At 62.5% G+C, this 17,366-nt stretch carries 14 protein-coding genes; 4 read left to right on the top strand and 10 right to left on the bottom strand.

The annotated features are described in order from the left end of the window. Positions 1–25 precede the first annotated feature (25 nt). The 3 genes from DMY87_RS08280 to DMY87_RS08270 form a co-directional block, all read right to left on the bottom strand. A complete protein-coding gene (locus DMY87_RS08280) occupies positions 26–1,678 on the bottom strand; it encodes a thiamine pyrophosphate-binding protein (protein WP_110790806.1) in 1,653 nt (550 codons plus the stop codon). After that, complete coding sequence (gene caiB, locus DMY87_RS08275) at positions 1,675–2,874, bottom strand: succinate--glutarate CoA-transferase (protein WP_110791016.1); 1,200 nt, start codon at positions 2,872–2,874, stop codon at positions 1,675–1,677. The genes DMY87_RS08280 and caiB overlap by 4 nt, the downstream gene beginning before the upstream one ends. Before the next feature lie 150 nt (positions 2,875–3,024). Next, complete coding sequence (locus DMY87_RS08270; protein WP_110790805.1) at positions 3,025–3,951, bottom strand: alpha/beta hydrolase; 927 nt, start codon at positions 3,949–3,951, stop codon at positions 3,025–3,027. Between the two features lie 231 nt (positions 3,952–4,182). Here DMY87_RS08270 and ettA point away from each other — a divergent pair, with 231 nt between their 5' ends. The 3 genes from ettA to metF all read left to right on the top strand — a co-directional run bounded on the left by ettA (position 4,183) and on the right by metF (position 7,927). Continuing rightward, positions 4,183–5,832, top strand: coding sequence for an energy-dependent translational throttle protein EttA (ettA, locus tag DMY87_RS08265; protein ID WP_110790804.1), 1,650 nt, complete (start codon positions 4,183–4,185; stop codon positions 5,830–5,832). A gap of 177 nt (positions 5,833–6,009) precedes the next feature. Next, positions 6,010–7,017: an ArsR/SmtB family transcription factor gene (locus DMY87_RS08260; RefSeq protein ID WP_425353479.1), complete on the top strand. Its 1,008-nt coding sequence runs from the start codon at positions 6,010–6,012 to the stop codon at positions 7,015–7,017. A gap of 1 nt (position 7,018) precedes the next feature. Continuing rightward, positions 7,019–7,927, top strand: coding sequence for a methylenetetrahydrofolate reductase [NAD(P)H] (gene metF, locus DMY87_RS08255; protein WP_110790803.1), 909 nt, complete (start codon positions 7,019–7,021; stop codon positions 7,925–7,927). Positions 7,928–8,479: 552 nt separating this feature from the next. On the opposite strand, the gene DMY87_RS08250 is transcribed toward metF, so the two are convergent. From DMY87_RS08250 to DMY87_RS08235, 4 genes are all read right to left on the bottom strand, one after another. Further along, complete coding sequence (locus DMY87_RS08250) at positions 8,480–9,628, bottom strand: lytic murein transglycosylase (RefSeq protein ID WP_245408865.1); 1,149 nt, start codon at positions 9,626–9,628, stop codon at positions 8,480–8,482. Between the two features lie 168 nt (positions 9,629–9,796). Beyond that, positions 9,797–10,576, bottom strand: coding sequence for a glycoside hydrolase family 25 protein (locus DMY87_RS08245; RefSeq protein ID WP_110790801.1), 780 nt, complete (start codon positions 10,574–10,576; stop codon positions 9,797–9,799). Between the two features lie 147 nt (positions 10,577–10,723). Continuing rightward, on the bottom strand, positions 10,724–11,386 hold the full coding sequence (locus DMY87_RS08240) for a class I SAM-dependent methyltransferase (protein ID WP_110790800.1): 663 nt from the start codon (positions 11,384–11,386) through the stop codon (positions 10,724–10,726). Continuing rightward, positions 11,383–12,633: a BtaA family protein gene (locus tag DMY87_RS08235; RefSeq protein ID WP_110790799.1), complete on the bottom strand. Its 1,251-nt coding sequence runs from the start codon at positions 12,631–12,633 to the stop codon at positions 11,383–11,385. Before DMY87_RS08235 ends, DMY87_RS08240 begins: the two co-directional genes overlap by 4 nt. Positions 12,634–12,951: 318 nt before the next feature. On the opposite strand from DMY87_RS08235, the gene DMY87_RS08230 reads away from it, so the two are divergent. After that, positions 12,952–14,322: a serine hydrolase domain-containing protein gene (locus DMY87_RS08230; RefSeq protein ID WP_110790798.1), complete on the top strand. Its 1,371-nt coding sequence runs from the start codon at positions 12,952–12,954 to the stop codon at positions 14,320–14,322. Between the two features lie 11 nt (positions 14,323–14,333). Here the strand turns inward: DMY87_RS08230 and DMY87_RS08225 are convergent, their stop codons facing one another. From DMY87_RS08225 to DMY87_RS08215, 3 genes are all read right to left on the bottom strand, one after another. Beyond that, the gene (locus DMY87_RS08225; RefSeq protein ID WP_110790797.1) at positions 14,334–15,293 is read right to left on the bottom strand and encodes a lytic transglycosylase domain-containing protein; all 960 of its coding nucleotides are present in this window, start codon (positions 15,291–15,293) and stop codon (positions 14,334–14,336) included. A 123-nt stretch (positions 15,294–15,416) separates the two neighbouring features. After that, positions 15,417–16,052 (bottom strand): LysE family translocator, encoded by a 636-nt coding sequence (locus tag DMY87_RS08220; RefSeq protein ID WP_110790796.1) that lies wholly within the window; start codon positions 16,050–16,052, stop codon positions 15,417–15,419. Between the two features lie 46 nt (positions 16,053–16,098). Next, positions 16,099–17,313, bottom strand: coding sequence for a pyrophosphate--fructose-6-phosphate 1-phosphotransferase (locus DMY87_RS08215; RefSeq protein ID WP_110790795.1), 1,215 nt, complete (start codon positions 17,311–17,313; stop codon positions 16,099–16,101). Positions 17,314–17,366: the final 53 nt, after the last annotated feature.

Here is a 17,366-nt window from a genome sequence, read left to right as displayed (position 1 = left end):
CGTCACGTCTGCTGCGACTTTGCGCTCAGGCCTTGTTGCGAATCTGCGTCAGTGTCCGTGTCGGCGTGATCGCTTCCGGATCGAGCTTGATCTCGATGATCGCGGGCTTGCCGGAGGCGCGGGCGCGCAGGAAGGCGGGGGCGAAATCCTCCGTCTTTTCGACGGTTTCGCCGTGGCCGCCATAGGCCTTGGCTAAAGCTGCGAAATCGGGGTTGGTCAGGTCGGTTGCGCTGACGCGGCCCGGATATTCGCGCTCCTGATGCATGCGGATCGTGCCGTAGATGCCGTTGTTGATGACAAGGGTGATGATCGGCAGGTTGTAGCGCATGGCGGTCGCAAATTCCTGGCCATGCATCATGAAGCAGCCGTCACCGGCAAAACAGACGACTTCACGCTCGGGGAAGAGCTGCTTGGCGGCAACCGCCGCCGGCAGGCCGTAGCCCATGGAGCCTGAAGTCGGGGCGGCCTGGGTGTTGAAGGCCTGGAAGCGATGGAAGCGATGCAGCCAGGTGGCGTAGTTGCCGGCGCCATTGGTGAAGATCGCGTCCTTCGGCGTATTGGCTTCTATCCACTCCATGATCTCGCCCATCTGGACGGGGCCGGGGCTTGTCTTCGGCGGGGTCGACCAGGCGAGATAGGCGGCGTGCATGGTCTCAGTGCGCTCGGCCCAGGCGGGGGCATCCTGCGCCTCAAGCGTGGCGAGGGCGGAGACGAATTCTTCGGGCGCTGCACAGATGGCGAGATCGGCGCGGTAGACGCGGCCGAGTTCGGACGGGTCAGGATGTATGTGAACCAGCTTTTGCGCCGGGTAGGGGATGTCCATCAGGGTGTAGGACGAGGACGGCATTTCGGAGAAGCGACCGCCGAGCAGGATCAGCAGGTCGGTTTCCTTCACTTCCCTAGCCAGCGCCGGATTGATCCCGATGCCGACATCGCCAGCGTAGGACGGATGCAGGTGATCGAAGAGCATCTGGCGGCGGAAGGAGCACCCGACCGGCAGCTTGAACTTTTCCGCGAATGCCTGGATGCCGGCGACGGAGGTCTCGCTCCAGCGCGTGCCGCCGAGGACGACCATGGGGCGCTTGGCGGTCTTCAGCATCGCGCCGAGGGCGGCGATCTGGCTTGGGCCGGGATGAGATTCCACGGGCGTGTAGGGCTTGGCGTCCGGAGCGTCGACCTCGTCGAGCAGCATGTCTTCCGGCAGCGTTAGCACGACCGGGCCGGGGCGGCCTGAGGTAGCGACGGCGAAGGCGCGGGTGACGAATTCCGGGATGCGGCGGGCGTCATCGATCTCGCCGACCCATTTGGCGAATTCGGTGAAGGCGCGGCGGTATTCGACTTCCTGGAAGGCTTCGCGCTCCTTCATGTCGCGACCGATCTGGCCGATGAAGAGGATCATCGGGATCGAATCCTGTCTGGCGACATGCAGGCCGGCGGAGGCGTTCGTGGCGCCCGGACCACGGGTCACCATGCAGATGCCGGGCTTGCCCGTCAGGCGACCCCAGGCGTCCGCCATCATCGCGGCCCCGCCTTCCTGGCGGCAGACCAGGGTCTCGATGCCGCTGTCCTTCAGCGCATCGAGCACGGCGAGATAGCTTTCGCCGGGTACGCATGAGACACGTTCGACGCCGTTTGCCTTCAGGGCCTCGACGATCAGGGCTCCGCCGGTTCTCTTCATTGCGTCTTCCTTTCCAGCTCGGCCAGTTCGGCCAGGATTTCTTCGCCGTGCTCGCCGATGCGCGGGCTCGGGCTCTCGTAGCGCAGGGGGGTCTCGGAGAGCACGATCGGCGTGCGTACGCTTGGGATCACAGTGCCCTTGTCGTCGGTCAGATCGATCTTGAGGCCGCGTGCCTGGATCTGCGGATCGGCGAACATTTCCTCGATCGAGTTGATCGGTCCCGCCGGCACGGCATTGGCTTCACAGGCCGAGAGCAGATCGCGCTTCTGCCACTTCTCTGTTTCTGCGGTGACGATGCGGCGGACCTCGACCTTGTTGGCGACGCGGGCCTTGTTGGTAGTGAAGCGCTCGTCCTCGGCGACCGAGGCTATGCCGAGGATGGTGCAGAGGCGCTTGAACTGCCCGTCATTGCCGACCGCCAGGATAAGATGGCCGTCCGCTGTCGGCACCACTTCATAGGGGCTGATGTTCGGATGAGCATTGCCGAGGCGAACAGGCGGCTTGCCGGAGATCAGGTAGTTCATGTTCTGGTTGGCGAGCACGGCCGACATGACGTCGAGCAGGGCCATGTCGACGAACTGGCCTTGGCCTGTTTTCATGACGTGGATCAGGGCTGCCTGAATGGCGGTGACGGCATAGATGCCGGTGAAGATGTCGGCGATGGCGACGCCCGCCTTCATCGGCTCGCCGTCCTTCTCGCCTGTGATCGACATGAAGCCGGACATGCCCTGGACGATGTAGTCATAGCCGGCGAAATCGGCATAGGGGCCGTTCTGGCCGAAGCCTGTTATCGAGCAATAGACGAGCTTGGGGTTGATGGCCTTCAGGCTCTCGTAGTCGAGGCCGTATTTTTCCAGCCCGCCGCGCTTGAAGTTCTCGATGACGACATCGGCAGACGCGCAGAGGCGGCGAACGGTTTCCTGGCCTTCCGGCGTCTTCAGATCAATGGCGATCGAGCGTTTGTTGCGGTTGGTCGAATGATAATAGGCGGCCGAGAGGTTTTCGCCATCGGCGCCCTCGACGAAGGGAGGCCCCCAGGCGCGGGTGTCGTCGCCACCTTCGGGGTTTTCGACCTTGATCACATCGGCGCCGAGATCGGCAAGCATCTGGCCTGCCCAGGGACCGGCCAGCACGCGGGCAAGTTCGATCACGCGGATGCCTGATAGCGGTGGCGGGGCAGAAGGCTTGGCGGTCATGCTGCTTCCTTTGCGCAGGGCGACACCTCGACCCAATTTGCCGGCTGTCATGAGTTTTCCTGCGATACAGACCGTCTTAGCGCCGGATCATGGCCTTCGCACTTGATTTTCTCTCATGGGATCATTCCGTTTTGACAAGCCTGGATGGCGTCATGCGGTGAAACGGTCGAGCCACGCGAGGAAATCCGCGACGGCCCGCTCACGGCCGATTTCATTCAGGGTCTCATGGCGCATCTCGTCATAGATGGTCGTGGTCACCTGGGTCATGCCAGCATCCATCATACGCCGGCCGAGCCAGCGGATCTCACGGCCCTTGTTGGTGGCCGGATCCTGCCCACCGCCGACGAGATAAACGGGCAGGCCCTTGGGCAAGAGAGCGAGGCGTTCCTTAGAGGCGCCAGCAAAGGCCAAGCGAAAGATATCCTGCCACATCGAGACGCTGGCGTCGAAGCCGCAGAGAGGGTCGGCAATGTAGGCGTCCACCTCCGCCGGATCGCGCGACAGCCAGTCGAACAGTGTGCGATGACCGGGGATGGATTTGCCCCAGGCGCCGAATGTGGCCTGGGGAAGGATGGTGGAGGGCACGTCGGAGCCCTTCAGGATTTTCTCGATGGCAAGCACGGCCTGAGCAAAGCGGCCGGCAGGGCCGGGATTGAAATTGGAGTTCCAGACCGAGAGCGCCTGGAATGCCTGCGGGTGTGTCGAGGCAGTATTGAGCGCGATCAGTCCGCCCATCGAATGGCCAAACAGGGTGACCGGGAGGCCGGGATGTCTGCCGACGGCGTGATCGCGCATGGCACGCACATCCGCGATCACCTTGGTGACGCCGTCGCGGGCAGCATAGCGGCCGAGGCTCGCATCCGGCGCGGTGGTCTCGCCATGGCCGCGATGGTCGTGTGCGTAGACGTGGTAGCCGCGTTTGGACAGTGCTTCCGCAAAGGCGGCATACCGGCGCGCGTGTTCGGCAAGTCCGTGGCAGACCACCACGATCCCACGCGGCGTCCCCGCTGCGGCCAGATGGTGATAGGCGAGGCGCGCGCCGGTCGGCGATTGATGAAAATTCAGATTTGAAAACATTCGGTTCTCCCAGTCGGGCGATAGGAGCGTATTTCCCACTGATGCGCAATATCCTGGAATTCTCGCTTGTGGAGGGGGCGGGCGTGCGCGAAGATAAGGCGGCTGCTCCAAGGCTGCGGTCTCAGAGATCCCCGTTATTTCTCGGCACTTTTTTGTGGGCCGCATTGCCCCGACCGGGCAATTCGCCTAGATAGCGTGCAAACCCCCATCAGCCGCCGGAGCAATTTCCCCATGGCACGCCAGTTCATCTATCACATGTCGGGACTGAACAAGTCCTACGGCGCCAAGAAGATCCTTGAGAACGTCAACCTGTCCTTCTACCCGGATGCCAAGATCGGTATTCTCGGTCCGAACGGTGCGGGTAAGTCCACCGTGCTGCGCATCATCGCCGGCAAGGACAAGGAATATACCGGCGAGGCCTGGCTGGCGGACGGTGCGACGGTTGGTTACCTGGAACAGGAGCCGCATCTCGATCCGTCGAAGAATGCCTTCGAGAACGTCATGGAGGGCGTGGCGGACAAGCAGGCCGTGCTCGACCGTTACAACGAACTGATGATGAACTATTCCGACGAGACGGCGGAAGAGGGCGCGAAGCTTCAGGATATCATCGACAGCCAGAACCTCTGGGACCTGGAACAGCAGGTCGAGATGGCGATGGAAGCGCTGCGCTGCCCGCCGAAGGATTCCGACGTGACCGTCCTTTCGGGTGGTGAACGCCGCCGTATCGCGCTTTGCCGCCTGCTGCTGTCGCAGCCGGATCTGCTGCTGCTCGACGAACCGACCAACCATCTCGATGCCGAGACGATCGCCTGGCTGGAAAAGCACCTGCGTGACTATCCGGGCGCCGTGATGATGATCACCCACGATCGCTACTTCCTCGACAACGTCACCGGCTGGATTCTTGAGCTCGACCGCGGCCGTGGCATTCCGTACGAAGGCAACTATTCCGCTTACCTGCAGGCCAAGGCCAAGCGCATGCAGCAGGAAGCCCGCGACGAAGCCGGTCGCCAGAAGGCTCTGTCGCGTGAACAGGAGTGGATCGCATCCAGCCCCAAGGCCCGCCAGGCCAAGTCGAAGGCGCGTATCAAGGCCTATGAACAGCTGGTGGATGCCGCAGAAAACATCCGCCCCGGCGATGCGCAGATCATCATCCCGGTCTCGGAGCGTCTCGGCCAGGTGGTCATCGAGCTTGAAGGAATCAACAAGGGCTTCGAAGGGCGTACCCTGATCAAGGATCTGTCGATCAAGCTGCCGCCGGGTGGCATCGTCGGCATCATCGGCCCCAACGGCGCGGGTAAGTCGACGCTGTTCAAGATGATCACCGGTCAGGAAACGCCTGACGCCGGTTCGATCCGCATCGGCGATACCGTTCATCTCGGTTATGTCGACCAGAGCCGTGATGCGCTGGATGGCAACAAGACCGTTTGGGAGGAAATCTCCGGTGGTGCCGAAATCATCAAGCTCGGCAAGTTCGACATGAACTCCCGCGCTTACTGCGGCGCGTTCAACTTCAAGGGCGGTGACCAGCAGCAGAAGGTCGGCAACCTCTCCGGTGGTCAGCGCAACCGCGTGCACCTCGCCAAGATGCTGAAGGCCGGCGGCAACGTGCTGCTGCTCGACGAACCGACGAACGACCTCGATACGGAAACGCTGGGGGCGCTTGAAAGCGCGCTCGAAGCCTTTGCCGGCTGCGCGATCATCATCAGCCACGATCGCATGTTCCTCGACCGTCTGGCGACGCATATCCTCGCCTTCGAAGGCAATGGTCACGTGGAGTGGTTCGAGGGCAACTTCGAGGACTATGAGCAGGACAAGATCCGCCGTCTGGGTCCGGATGCGCTCAATCCGGGCAGCCAGTCCTACAAGCGCCTCACACGCTGAGCGCCAAAGCGAGCGTTTCGCTTTGAATTCGAACGGGGATCGGCGCTAGCGCCGGTCCCTTTTTTTTGGCGGACGCTCCCGCAATTCCGTGATAAGCCGCAGCAATATTTGCGCTTGCCTCAATTTCGATAATCACATAAACATATCTTTATGTCGTTTTCGTCATTGGGGCTTCGCATGCAATTTGGTGTCGACACTCTGGTGGATTTGTTGAAGGCGGCGGGAGAACCGACCCGCCTCCGTCTTCTGGCGCTGTTGGCGGCGGGAGATCTTACCGTCACAGATCTTACCGAAATTCTTGGCCAGTCACAGCCCCGCATCTCGCGTCATCTGAAGCTGCTTGCCGAGGCCGAACTGATAGACCGCTATCAGGAGGGCGCCTGGGCCTATTTCCGCCTGAAGCAGGAAGGATCCGCTTCGACGCTGATCCGCACGCTGCTCGATGTCACCGACGAGGCAGACCCCGTGCTCGTGCGCGACCGGGACCGGCTTGCGTCGGTCAAGCGTGCCCGCGCGGAAAAGGCGCAGGAATATTTCAGCCGCAATGCATCCGAATGGGACGAGTTGCGCCGCCTGCATGTGAACGATGCCGATGTCGAGGCGGCATTGCTCGGTGTCATCGGCGAAGAACCGGTGGAGGCACTGCTCGACCTCGGCACCGGCACGGGGCGCATTCTGCAATTGCTGTCCGATCGGTATCGGCGTGCGGTCGGGGTGGATGCGAGCCGCGACATGCTGTCTGTCGCCCGCTCGAACCTGGACAAAGCGGGCGTGCTGTCGGCGACCGTGCGCCACGGCGATATTCTCAATCTGCCGCTCGATGCGAGCGACTACGATCTCGTCACGGTGCATCAGGTGTTGCATTTCCTTGAAGAGCCGGAACTGGCGCTTGCTGAGGCCGCGCGCATGCTGCGACCCGGCGGGCGTCTGGCGATCATCGACCTCGCGCCACACGAACTCGACTATCTGCGCAACGAGCACGCCCATCTTCGTCTCGGCTTCTCCCATGCCGTCATGGCGGAGTGGCTGGCGCGACAGGGCTTGTCGGTCGAGAATGTCGTCGACCTGCCGCCGCAGAGTGCGGCCGGGCGCGGGCTTACCGTGACAATCTGGCTGGCCAGACGCGAAAATGCGACTGCGGCACAGCCTCATTCCGAACCTCTTGTCCTGACGGGGAGCCGATAAGATGGCCCAGAACGAACGCGCCACCAGCCAGCCTTCCAAGTTGAAGGTATCCTTCGAGTTCTTTCCGCCGAAGTCGCCTGATATGGCCGACCAGCTCTGGCAGACCGTTGAGGCGCTTCAGCCTTTCCAGCCGGACTTCGTTTCGGTGACCTATGGCGCCGGCGGTACAACACGGGAACCGACGCTCTCGACGGTCGGCCGTCTGATCGCCCAGACGCCGCTTGCGACGGCCGCGCATCTCACCTGCGTCGCGGCAACCCGCGAGGAGGTTCGCCTGGTGGTGGACGAGTTCAAGGCGCTCGGCGTGCGCCATTTCGTGGCTCTGCGCGGTGATCCGCAGGGAGGCGTCGGTACGCGGTATGAGCCGCATCCGGGGGGCTTCGAAAATGCGGCCGACCTCGTGCGCGGTCTGCGCGAGATGGGCGATTTCGAGGTTTCCGTGTCAGCCTATCCGGAAAAACATCCGGAGAGCCAGGACGAGACGGCCGATATCGAGATGCTGAAGCGCAAGGTCGATGCCGGGGCGACGCGGGCGCTGACCCAGTTCTTCTTCGACAATGACACGTTCGAACGCTATCTGAACCGCGTGCGCGCGGCCGGCATCACCATTCCGATCGTACCCGGCATCATGCCGATCCAGAACCTGAGCCAACTCAAGCGTTTTGCCTCGATGTGCGGCGCAAGCGTGCCGGAGCGTCTGGATCGACGTTTCGAAGGCACTGAGGGCGACGCGCAGGCACGGGCCGAGGTTGCGGCCGATATCGCGGCCGAGCAGATCGTCGACCTTGCCAAGCGCGGCATTGCGGAATTCCATCTTTACACCATGAACCGCGCCCCGCTCACGGTCGCAACGCTGACACGCCTGGGTTTGGGCGCACGGTCGAGCAGTCTGTCGGGCGCTGCTGCCTGAAGAGAGTGTGCTTGAGGCCAAAGAGAAAGGCGCGTGACGGTTCCTGTCACGCGCCTTTTTTGAATGGTTGAAGCATTTCTGCTGGAGAGGCCTCAGCCGGCCGTCTCATGGCGGGTGGTTCGCCTGATCTGTGATCAGATGAACAGCATCGTGGCTATGAAAACAAACGCCGCACCGACGATCAGGACATTAAGCGAATTGGTCAGTCCCATTGTGTGCCTCCTTGCGTTGACCGTTAGATATTATGTCCGATTTGTGTCAGCGAAAAGCGGAATCTGTGCTGCGCTGCCGCATAGATCGGTGGATAAGGTCATGGCTGTTTGTAAAACACTCCAGATATCAGGGAGTTCCGGACCTCTCCCCAAATATTAATGGAGGTTAATTACGGTGAGGTTTGGCACCGTTTCATGGCGTGAACCGGCGATCTCGATGTCGCAATTCCGGCGGTTCTTCTTCTGAAGGTTCCGCCGACGGAACCATTCGCACTGCAAAAAAAAGGCCGGGGCAACAGCCCCGGCCGGCATAACATAGGAGCGCTCGGCGCTGATGCGTTCAGAGGGCGTTCAAGAGTGCTGACGTTGCCCATCCATCGGCCGGCAGGCCGAGGCGTTGCTGTTCCTTCTGGATGGCGACGCGCGTGCCCGAGCCGAGAATGCCGTCGATCTTTCCGACGTCATAGCCAAGACCCTGAAGCTTGGTCTGGAGAACCTTCATCTCGTCGACGCTGAGGCCTGGCTCCGGATTGCCCTTCTGATAGGGCGGAGCGCCGGAGAGACGGGTGGCAAAATAGGCCGCCGAGGTCGTGTAGATGAAGGACTGGTTCCATTCGAGGTAGATGTTGAAATTGGGGTAGGTGATGAAGGCCGGGCCCTTGCGGCCTTGCGGCAGGACGAGCGAAGCGGGCAGGGCGGCAAAAGCGGTGTCTCCGTCCCGCGGCACGACGCCCAGCTTGAACCAGTCCGCTGCCGTCATGGTTCCGCCGAGGCCTGATTTGTCGAAGGGCAGGTTGTCCGGAATGGTGACTTCCTGGATCCAGGGTTCGCCTCGTTTGAAGCCGAGATGCTGGATGAACTTCGCGGCCGTCAGGATGGCATCCGGGCTGCTCGTCTTGACGTTGATATGCCCGTCGCCATCGCCATCGACTCCGAACTCGATGATGTCCTTGGGCAGCATCTGGACCTGGCCGATTTCACCGGCCCAGGCGCCGGTATTGGTTGCGGGGTCGAGGTCGGCATGCTGGACCATCTTGATCAGCGCCAGAAGCTGGGGACGGAAGAGTTCCGGGCGACGGCAGTCATGCGAGAGAGTGACCAGCGCATCACGCGTGTTGAAGTCGCCCTGAACGGCGCCGAAATCGGTTTCCATCGCCCAGAACGCGGTGATGACGCCAGAGGGGACGCCGTATTCCTGTTCGGCGCGGGCGAAGGTGTCGGCAAACTGCTTCAGCTTCTGTCGGCCGATATCGAGGCGGGCCTGAGAGACCGTGCGCTGGGAAAATTCAAGGAAGGTCTGACGGAAAACACCCTGAGAGCGGTCGCGTGACAGCACCTTTTCGTTGATCTGCGCACCGGCGAGCGCTTTCTCCACGACGTCCGCCGGGGTGCCGGCTGCGAGCGATTCCTGGCGAACGCCGTCAAGGAAAGCGCCGAGGTCGCCGCCGCATTGCTGGGCGAAAGAGAGGCTGGTCGAGGCGAGCAACATGACGAGGGGGAGGCTGAGGCGGGGGGCGAGCTTCATCAATCGGTCCTTTGAATATGCCTTGGGGAGGTCGCGGCAACACTGGCCGGACATGACGACGGTTCTGTGGCGTTTCCGCAGCAAACGTAGCTCTCTGCCTGCCTTTGCGTCATGTATCGGCAGGCCGGTTTATCATTTCGAGACGGCGGCGACCCAATTGTGCCAGTTCTTCTGCGTTCCGGCAAAGACGTTGATGTCGGTATCGCCCTTGATGCCGGGGATCACGCCTGTGGACGTGTATTGCCAGAAGGCCCAGCGGCGCTCGGAATAGATCTCGCTCGGATGCTGGGCGACGGCGCGGACCCAGAAGTGATAGTCGTCGAAAGCGCCGGTCAGATTGTCGCGATGGAAATCGACCGACGTATAGATGATCGGCCGCTTGCCATAATAGGCCTCAAGCCGGTCCATGAAGCGCTTCATCTCGCTGCGCACCGTCGCTGCATCCGGCCGCGTGCGGCAGGTCTTGGAGGAGGGGTTCCATTCGGCATCAAGCACCGGCGGCAGCTGGATCGCCTCACGCGGGACGTTGGCGATGAACCAGTCGGCCTGTTGGTCTGCGGTCGAGCAGAAATAGTAGAAATGGTAGGGCGCGTAAGCGAGGCCGGCCGCGCGGGCGCCCTGCCAGTATTCGTTGAAGCGCGGGTCGAGACGGTCGCCTCCTTCCGTCGCCTTGATGAAGACGAAGGAGACGCCGGAGCGCTTCACCTGCCGCCAGTCGACGTCGCCGTTCCACTTGGACACGTCGATGCCGTGCACCTGATGGCGGTGCGGTGTCTTGCCGCCAAAATCCTGCGGATCTGTGTCGTGGAAACGCGGCGAGACGGAGGCCGTCTCCATCAGGTCATAACTGCCCGATGTGCAGCCGGCAAAGAACAGGCAGAGGGGCAGAAATGCCGTCGAAAGCCACCGCATCTGATATCCATGGGTCAGATTGAATCCTGTGCCCGGACAGACGGTGCGTGCGGTCCGATGCGTCGAGACTCCTTGTCCACCCATCATGGTTAAAACGGGGTTACATGCAATCCGTCTGAAGCAGCGATTTCGCTGACGGGGCTTGTCTTACCGTGAGAGCACGGCGTGCCAGGCATAGCCGCGCCACAGAGGCTCGAAGGTCAGCCGGGTTCCGGTTTCGGCGGCCCTGTCCTCCAGCACGTCCCGCAGGTCGGCCCGCGGGGTGACGTGGAAGCGTGCGAGCCAGGCTTGAAGGCCCAGTTGTGCCAGGCGGGGAAGGCGTTCCTGCTGGCCGAAATCGACGATGTGCAGAGAGCCTGACGGAGTAAGTGCGGCGATTGCGCGATCGATTGCGGCCTGCCAGTCCGGGATCATCGACAGGGCGTAGGAGATCATCACCCGGTCGAAGCCACTCGTGCCGAAGTCTTCGGGAGAAAAGCGGGTGGCATCTGTGACGCGGAGCAGCGGTTGATCGCTCTCCTTGCGGAAATTGTGCTTGGCAGAGACGAGCATTTCCGCCGAGATGTCGAGGCCGTGCAGAAGCGCTGTGGGATAGTGGCGGCGGGCCAGGAGCAGGTTGCGGCCCGTGCCGCAGCCGATTTCAAGCAGAGTGCCTCCCTTGGGCATATCGAGACCGGCGATCATCCGGTCGCGGCCAACAAGGTAATATTTGCGGGTCAGGTCATAGATGTGCCGCTGATAACGGTACATCGCGTCCATGCGTTCGGCATGGCCGGGCTGATCGAGGGCCGTGCTCTGGTCGGCGCTCATGCAGGGCGCTTCTCGTAGATGTGGAAGCCGCCATAGATGGCCGAGCGGTCGCGCTTGTCGAGGGCCGCAGACTGATCCGCCAGATAGGACCACTGTTCCAGCAGGCTGTCGGAGAGCTTTCCGTTGAGCACGCTGACTTCGGCTGCCGTGCGGAAAATGACCCGCGCGCCGGGGGCTGCGGTGCGGGTGATCTCGGTCCACAGTTCGTTCAGCTGGCGCGGGGTCATCCAGTCCTGGGCGTCGAGCAGGACGAAACGGTCGACAGTCCCAGCCGGCTTTGCCATCAGAAGCTCGGTAAAGCCGGCATGGTGGACCGTGACCCGGTCCGCGCAGTCGCGGATGGCTTCGTGATGCTGCGGCTGCAGATAGGTGGGCATCCGGCCCTCTTCGGGCCGCGGATAGCGGCGGGCGAAGGCCTGCCAGGCGAAGGGATTGTCCTTCAGCGGGAAATAGCAGGCGAGTTTCTCCAGCCGGTGGCGCAGGATCGGCGCGATCGTGCCTTCCTCGGACAGGCCAGCAAGCTCGTCATATTGCTGCGGTGGGATGCCGAGGCCAAAAAGCGAGCTCTTGCGTGCGGTCAACCAGCGGACGAAGGGGCGGTCGAAGAGCGGTGCGATGCGTGTATCGAAGACGTGGCGCTGTTCACGCAGCGACTTCGTCTCGACCATTTCTTCGAGCCTCACACCATGGGCGCGGGCGAGGAGGTGGCCGATGGTGATGAAACGGCCGAGCAGGCCTGTGCGGTAGATATTGCGGGTGAAAACGCTGACGCGCCGGCGCCCGGTGAGACCGCGCTGCTGCCAGTAGCGGTGCGAGGTTTCATCAAGATGCGGCGCGATGTGGCGGTCGAAGAGCGCCAGATTACCGCGGTCGCCTGCAGTGCCGAGGAAGCTGAGGACGGCGGCGTGATCCGGCAGGTGGCGGAAGGCGGTCAGCTTGAGACGGTTGAGGGCGACGTGGTTGGGGTTGAGGTCGACCACATCGATGGAGGCAGGGCGGCGGCTCAGATAAGCCAGCATGTTGCATCCCCCGGACCCGATGGTGACGATGCGATGGTTCTCGGAGAGTGCCATAGCCTCCATGTCGACTTCCGGATCTTCCCAGATCTGCGCGTAGACGAGGCCCGAGAAAAGCAGCCCGAACAGCCGCTCCGAGAGGCCTGCGGCCGAGAGAGGGGCGTGCTGAAGCAGCGCATCCTTCAGCTTCTTGTTCTGGTGAAACCCGGCATCCGGTGCAATCTCTGTCATGTCGATCCGCCTTCACTTGAGGGTTGCTGGCGTGTAGCGGCCCGGTGCTACAGTTTGATGACGTGGGGCAGGAACGGGCCGGGGCGGCGCATCATTGTCTTGAAAGGGGCGCCCAGACGGCTGCCCAAGGCCTGATAGTCAGTCAGAGGCCTCCTGGCCGGCTCAGGCGCCGTCTCGCTGATTCGTGCGCCGAAGACCGGGGCCTCCGGATATTGCACTCGCCGTTCTTTCCGCGTGTACAGATGTGGGCATCGTTGTTCACGCTCTTTCTCCCGTCATGATTTCCTGATTGCATGGCCGCCAACTGCGGAGGAAAACATGCGTCTCCTGTCGAAACTCGTAGCCGCCCTTGGCGCGCTGTTTGCCGTCTTGCTGATCGGCGTGTTCGCCTGGCTGTGGCTGGCGCCACCCGACCTGCTGCGCGTGGGGACGGGATATGCCGCGAAGATCGTCTGCTCCAACGTCTTCCTGGCCGGACGCGATGCGGACGATGTGCTGGCAGACGATGTCCAGGCGCCGGGGCATCCCCTGCTGAAACTGGTCGGCATCGACGTCGACATGGACAGGCGATTGGTCGAGGCGCGGCTGGCCGGCGTGATTGCGCCATCCGTTGCCGTCTATCGCGAAGGCCTGGGTTGTGCATCGGTGCCGGACGGCGATATCGTGGCCGCACAGGCGATTTTCGCGCCGGTCTCGGAAGCCGAGCCAGCCGTTGACACCATGTCTTGGCCCCAGGGGGAGCGGGTGGAGGCTGCAGACAGGCGTCTGGCCGCCATCCTGCAGGATCAGGCGCTCCTCGGCCCCTCTTACCGCGCCGTCGTCGTCGTGAAGGACAGACGGATTGTCGGCGAGAGCTACGGCGCCGGTTTCAACGCGCAGACCCCGCTTCTCGGCTGGTCCATGACCAAAAGCGTCAATGGCGTGCTGGCCGCCAAGGTGGCTGCGGAGCAAAACATCGACCTTGACACCGACCACCTGTTTTCCGACTGGGCCGGCGACGATCGTGCGCGTATCCGATTGTCGGACCTCTTGGCCATGCAGAGCGGGCTCGAGTTCAATGAAGACTACGGCGACGTTGCCGACGTCACGCGCATGCTCTACCTGCAGCCGGATATGGCGGCTTATATGCGTTCTCTGCCCGCGACCGCGGAACATGGCACGCGTTTCAACTACTCCTCGGGCGAGAGCGTCTTGATCGCGCGGTGGTGGATGTCGCAGTTTTCCGACCAGAAAGCTGCACTCGCCTATCCCCGGAAGGCCCTGTTCGACCCGATCGGAATGCGCAGCGCCGTTCTGGAGGCGGATGCCCGGGGAACACTGGTCGGAAGTTCCTATCTTTATGCGACGGCGCGGGATTGGGCCCGCTTCGGGCTTCTGCTAGCCCAGGGTGGCTTATGGGAGGGACAAGCCGTGGTGCCCGCAGAGTTCATCGCCCGCATGATGACGCGGACGTCCGCCTCAGACGGCGCGTATGGTCGCGCACAGGCATGGCGGCAAGGACCCGGCGACGATGCGGATACGCGTTTCGGCCTCGATACGGAGGTGTTGTGGATGCTCGGCCATGACGGGCAATCCGTCGCCGTCATCCCTTCCGAAAATCTCGTGGTGGTCCGCATGGGCCTGACGCCGAGCCGTGGGGGCTATCGGCCGCAGCGACTGTTGGCTGCGGTTCGCGAGGCCTTGCGATAAACGTGTCGAGGTTACTGCGTCAGGTGCAGCAGACCGCGACGCTTGGCGTCATAATAATAGCCACGGGCGTAAAGGCGAACGGCATTGTCGTGATCGGTGTCGGCCACGAGCCAGGCGCCCTTCAGGTATTTGACGGCATATTTGATATTGGTTTCCGCATCGAACAGGCCTTCCGCCGGGCCATCGTAACCCATGGCCTTGGCCGTGTTGTAGCGGATCTGCATCAGGCCGTAATTGCCCTTGCTGTAGGCGGAGGGATTGTAGCGGCTTTCGCGACGCACGACCCGATGCACGAGCTCCTCAGGGATCTCGTAAATCTTCGAATATTTCTTGATCAGCGCGTTGAGACGTGTCGGACCGACCGTCTCGGGTGTCGGCTTCAGATCTTCAGGCTCACCGGGGGGGGTAATGTCAAAGGGGTCGCCAAAGCTGGTCAGGGCCGTTCTGCGCAAAGGTGCCGCATAGGCGAGCACGACGGGGGCAGGGGAGGCTGTGCTTGCCGTCGCGCCGGGTTGCGCCACGGCGGGGGTGCTTCCGGGCGGAGCGACTGTTGCCTGGATTGGTGCCGCCGCAGCTGTCAGCGTCTCCGGGGCGGGAATGCCTGGCGGCGTGGTTACCATGGCCAGAGCCTGGGTTGCCGCAGTTTGCGGCGCCGTGGCCGATAGTGCGGATTCCTTCAGGGCCGGGATAGGGGCCGCCGTCTCTGTACCGGGGATGATCGGCGCGGGGCCGGGGTTGGCGGCTGCCAGTTCTGCCTGGGTCATCGGGGCCTGGCCCGCGGCCTGTGGCTGACCACTCGTTGCCGCTTCAGCAGCCTTTGCGGCAAGCATTTCTGGGGAGTTCGGATTCGCCACCGGCGCCGTCTTCACATCCGCCTTCACGCTTTCATCGATCGCGGTGCATCCGCCGAGTCCGGACAGTACGGAAACTGCCAAGCACAATGCGATTCCGCGGTCTTTTCTGACGATCATGCCAATATCCGTCTACAAGAAGCAGGCGATCAGCTGGCCAAATCACCGCCGATCAGATTTCCGTTTCTTAATCTATGCCCAGCATTGCGGCAAGCTTACGGTCGAGATGACCTCCGCAGAGGCTCATGCCGCGATCTTCCGGTAGCCCGCAGTGACCGTGCCGGCGGAGATCAACAGGGTACCGCTGGCGCGCGTAATGCCCCGACGCTTGGGGTGTTTCCTGAGGATTTCCCGTATCTTGGCGGCCGCAAGCGCATAGGCCAGCGAGGTCGCGACCGAGAGTGCCGTGAAGGTCGCGGCAAATTCCCAGGCTTGCGGCCACAGGACTTGGCCGGCGGTCATGAATTGCGGCAGCAATACGACAAGAAACAGCGTGTTGCGGGTGTTGCGCACCGTTTCGCTGCAGCAATGGGCGATGACTCGCAGCGGCTTTTCTTCCGGCAGATTGTCGTTGTCTGCAATCAGGCCACCGGCCACCGGCGCGCGCCAGGTCCGGATGGCGACATAGACGATATAGGCGCTGCCGAACCATGCGGCATATTCATAGGTGGCGGGCGGCATCTGCAGAAGCAACCAGAGCGCCGAGAGCGCCACTGCGATCGACATCATGTTGCCCAGGGTGACGCCGGTCACCGTGGCGAAAGCCGTCTTCTTGCCGTGTCCCAGAGCATAGGCCATGACCAGCAGCGCCGACCGGCCGGGCACGGCCAACAGCGCCGCAGAGGCGACGGCGAAAACAATCCAGCTTGCATCGGACATGGCATTCACTCCTCATTCTAGAGGAAGCCAGTTTTCTGAGCCCAGGTCAATTGATCGGACGATACTTCTGGCCGAGATAGTCCATCACTTCCTTGAACCATGGTGTCGAGAGGTCGAAGGGTTTGCCTCCGCGAATGCGCGGGAACTCGATCGTGCGCAGACGGCCACCCTGGTCTTCGTCGTGGCCGGTGACGCCGGATACCTTGTTCAGGCCGCTTTCGACCGCGAGGTCGACCATGCTCTGGATCAGACGAAGATCGTCGTAATTGGCCGGTGCCGAGCGGGCGTAATAGCCTGATTTCTGGACCATGGAGCGATCGGCATCGAGCAGCTTGGCGAAGTGCTTCTGGAACCAGTTGCCGACATTGATGGTGTCCAGCTTCACATGGCCGAAGGCATCGCGCTTGATCTCTTCGCCGGCGGCTTCGCGCTCTGCGACGATCTCGTCCATGCAGGCGCCTTCCGAGACGAAGAGCGTGACGAAGCCAGTGCGGTCCATGATGTCCTTCAGCCGCGCGGCTTCACCCTCCATGTCGAAATGCGTTTCGGGCAGATAGAGGCCGTCGATGTTCTTCAGCTCCTGATTCATCATGAAGCCGTCGACATATTCGTTGTGCTTCGTGCGCTGCATATAGGCACGGGCGGTCGCGGCGGTCAGCCAGCCGCAATGGCGTCCCATGACCTCGTGGATCACAAGCGTGCGCGGCGACGCGCTCTGCTCGTTGGAGACGTGGTCGAAGAAACGGGCACCGACTTCTGCCGCCGTCCAGGCGCCGAGCGTCTGCTTGATCGGGTAAACGTCGTTGTCGACGGTCTTGGGCATGCCGACGACCGTCAGGTTGTAGCCGTTGGCGCCGAGATAGGCGGCGAGGTCGGCCGCGGTGGTGTTGGTGTCGTCGCCGCCGATCGTATGGAGAATGGTGATGCCGTCGGCGGCGAGCCGCTCGGCTGCCACCCGCAAGGGGTTCTCGCCTTCCTTCACCAGGCCACGCTTCACGCAGTCCGCCGTGTTGGTGAGCTTGACGCGGCTGTTGCCGATCGGGGAGCCGCCATAACGGTGGAGGACATGGGCCTTCTCGCGCATGTCCTTGGTGATCTCGATCTTGTAATCCATCAGCAGGCCGCGGAAGCCGGACTTGTAGGCGACCAGTTCGACCTCAGGGGCGATGTCGGTGTAGCGCTCGATCAAACCGCCGACGGCGGAGGAGAGACAGGGTGCAAGCCCCCCGGCGGTCAACATCGCGACTTTCTGCTTGGCCATCGATCCTCCTTGGGCAGACGTCCCGGACGTCGCCATCAACACTGTCGGGTGGC

Origin of the sequence: Peteryoungia wuzhouensis (assembly GCF_003205195.1) — a bacterium.
GTDB lineage: Bacteria > Pseudomonadota > Alphaproteobacteria > Rhizobiales > Rhizobiaceae > Allorhizobium > Allorhizobium wuzhouense.
The sequence above is the reverse complement of the archived record's forward strand: the minus strand, read 5'-3'. Positions and strand labels throughout refer to the sequence as shown.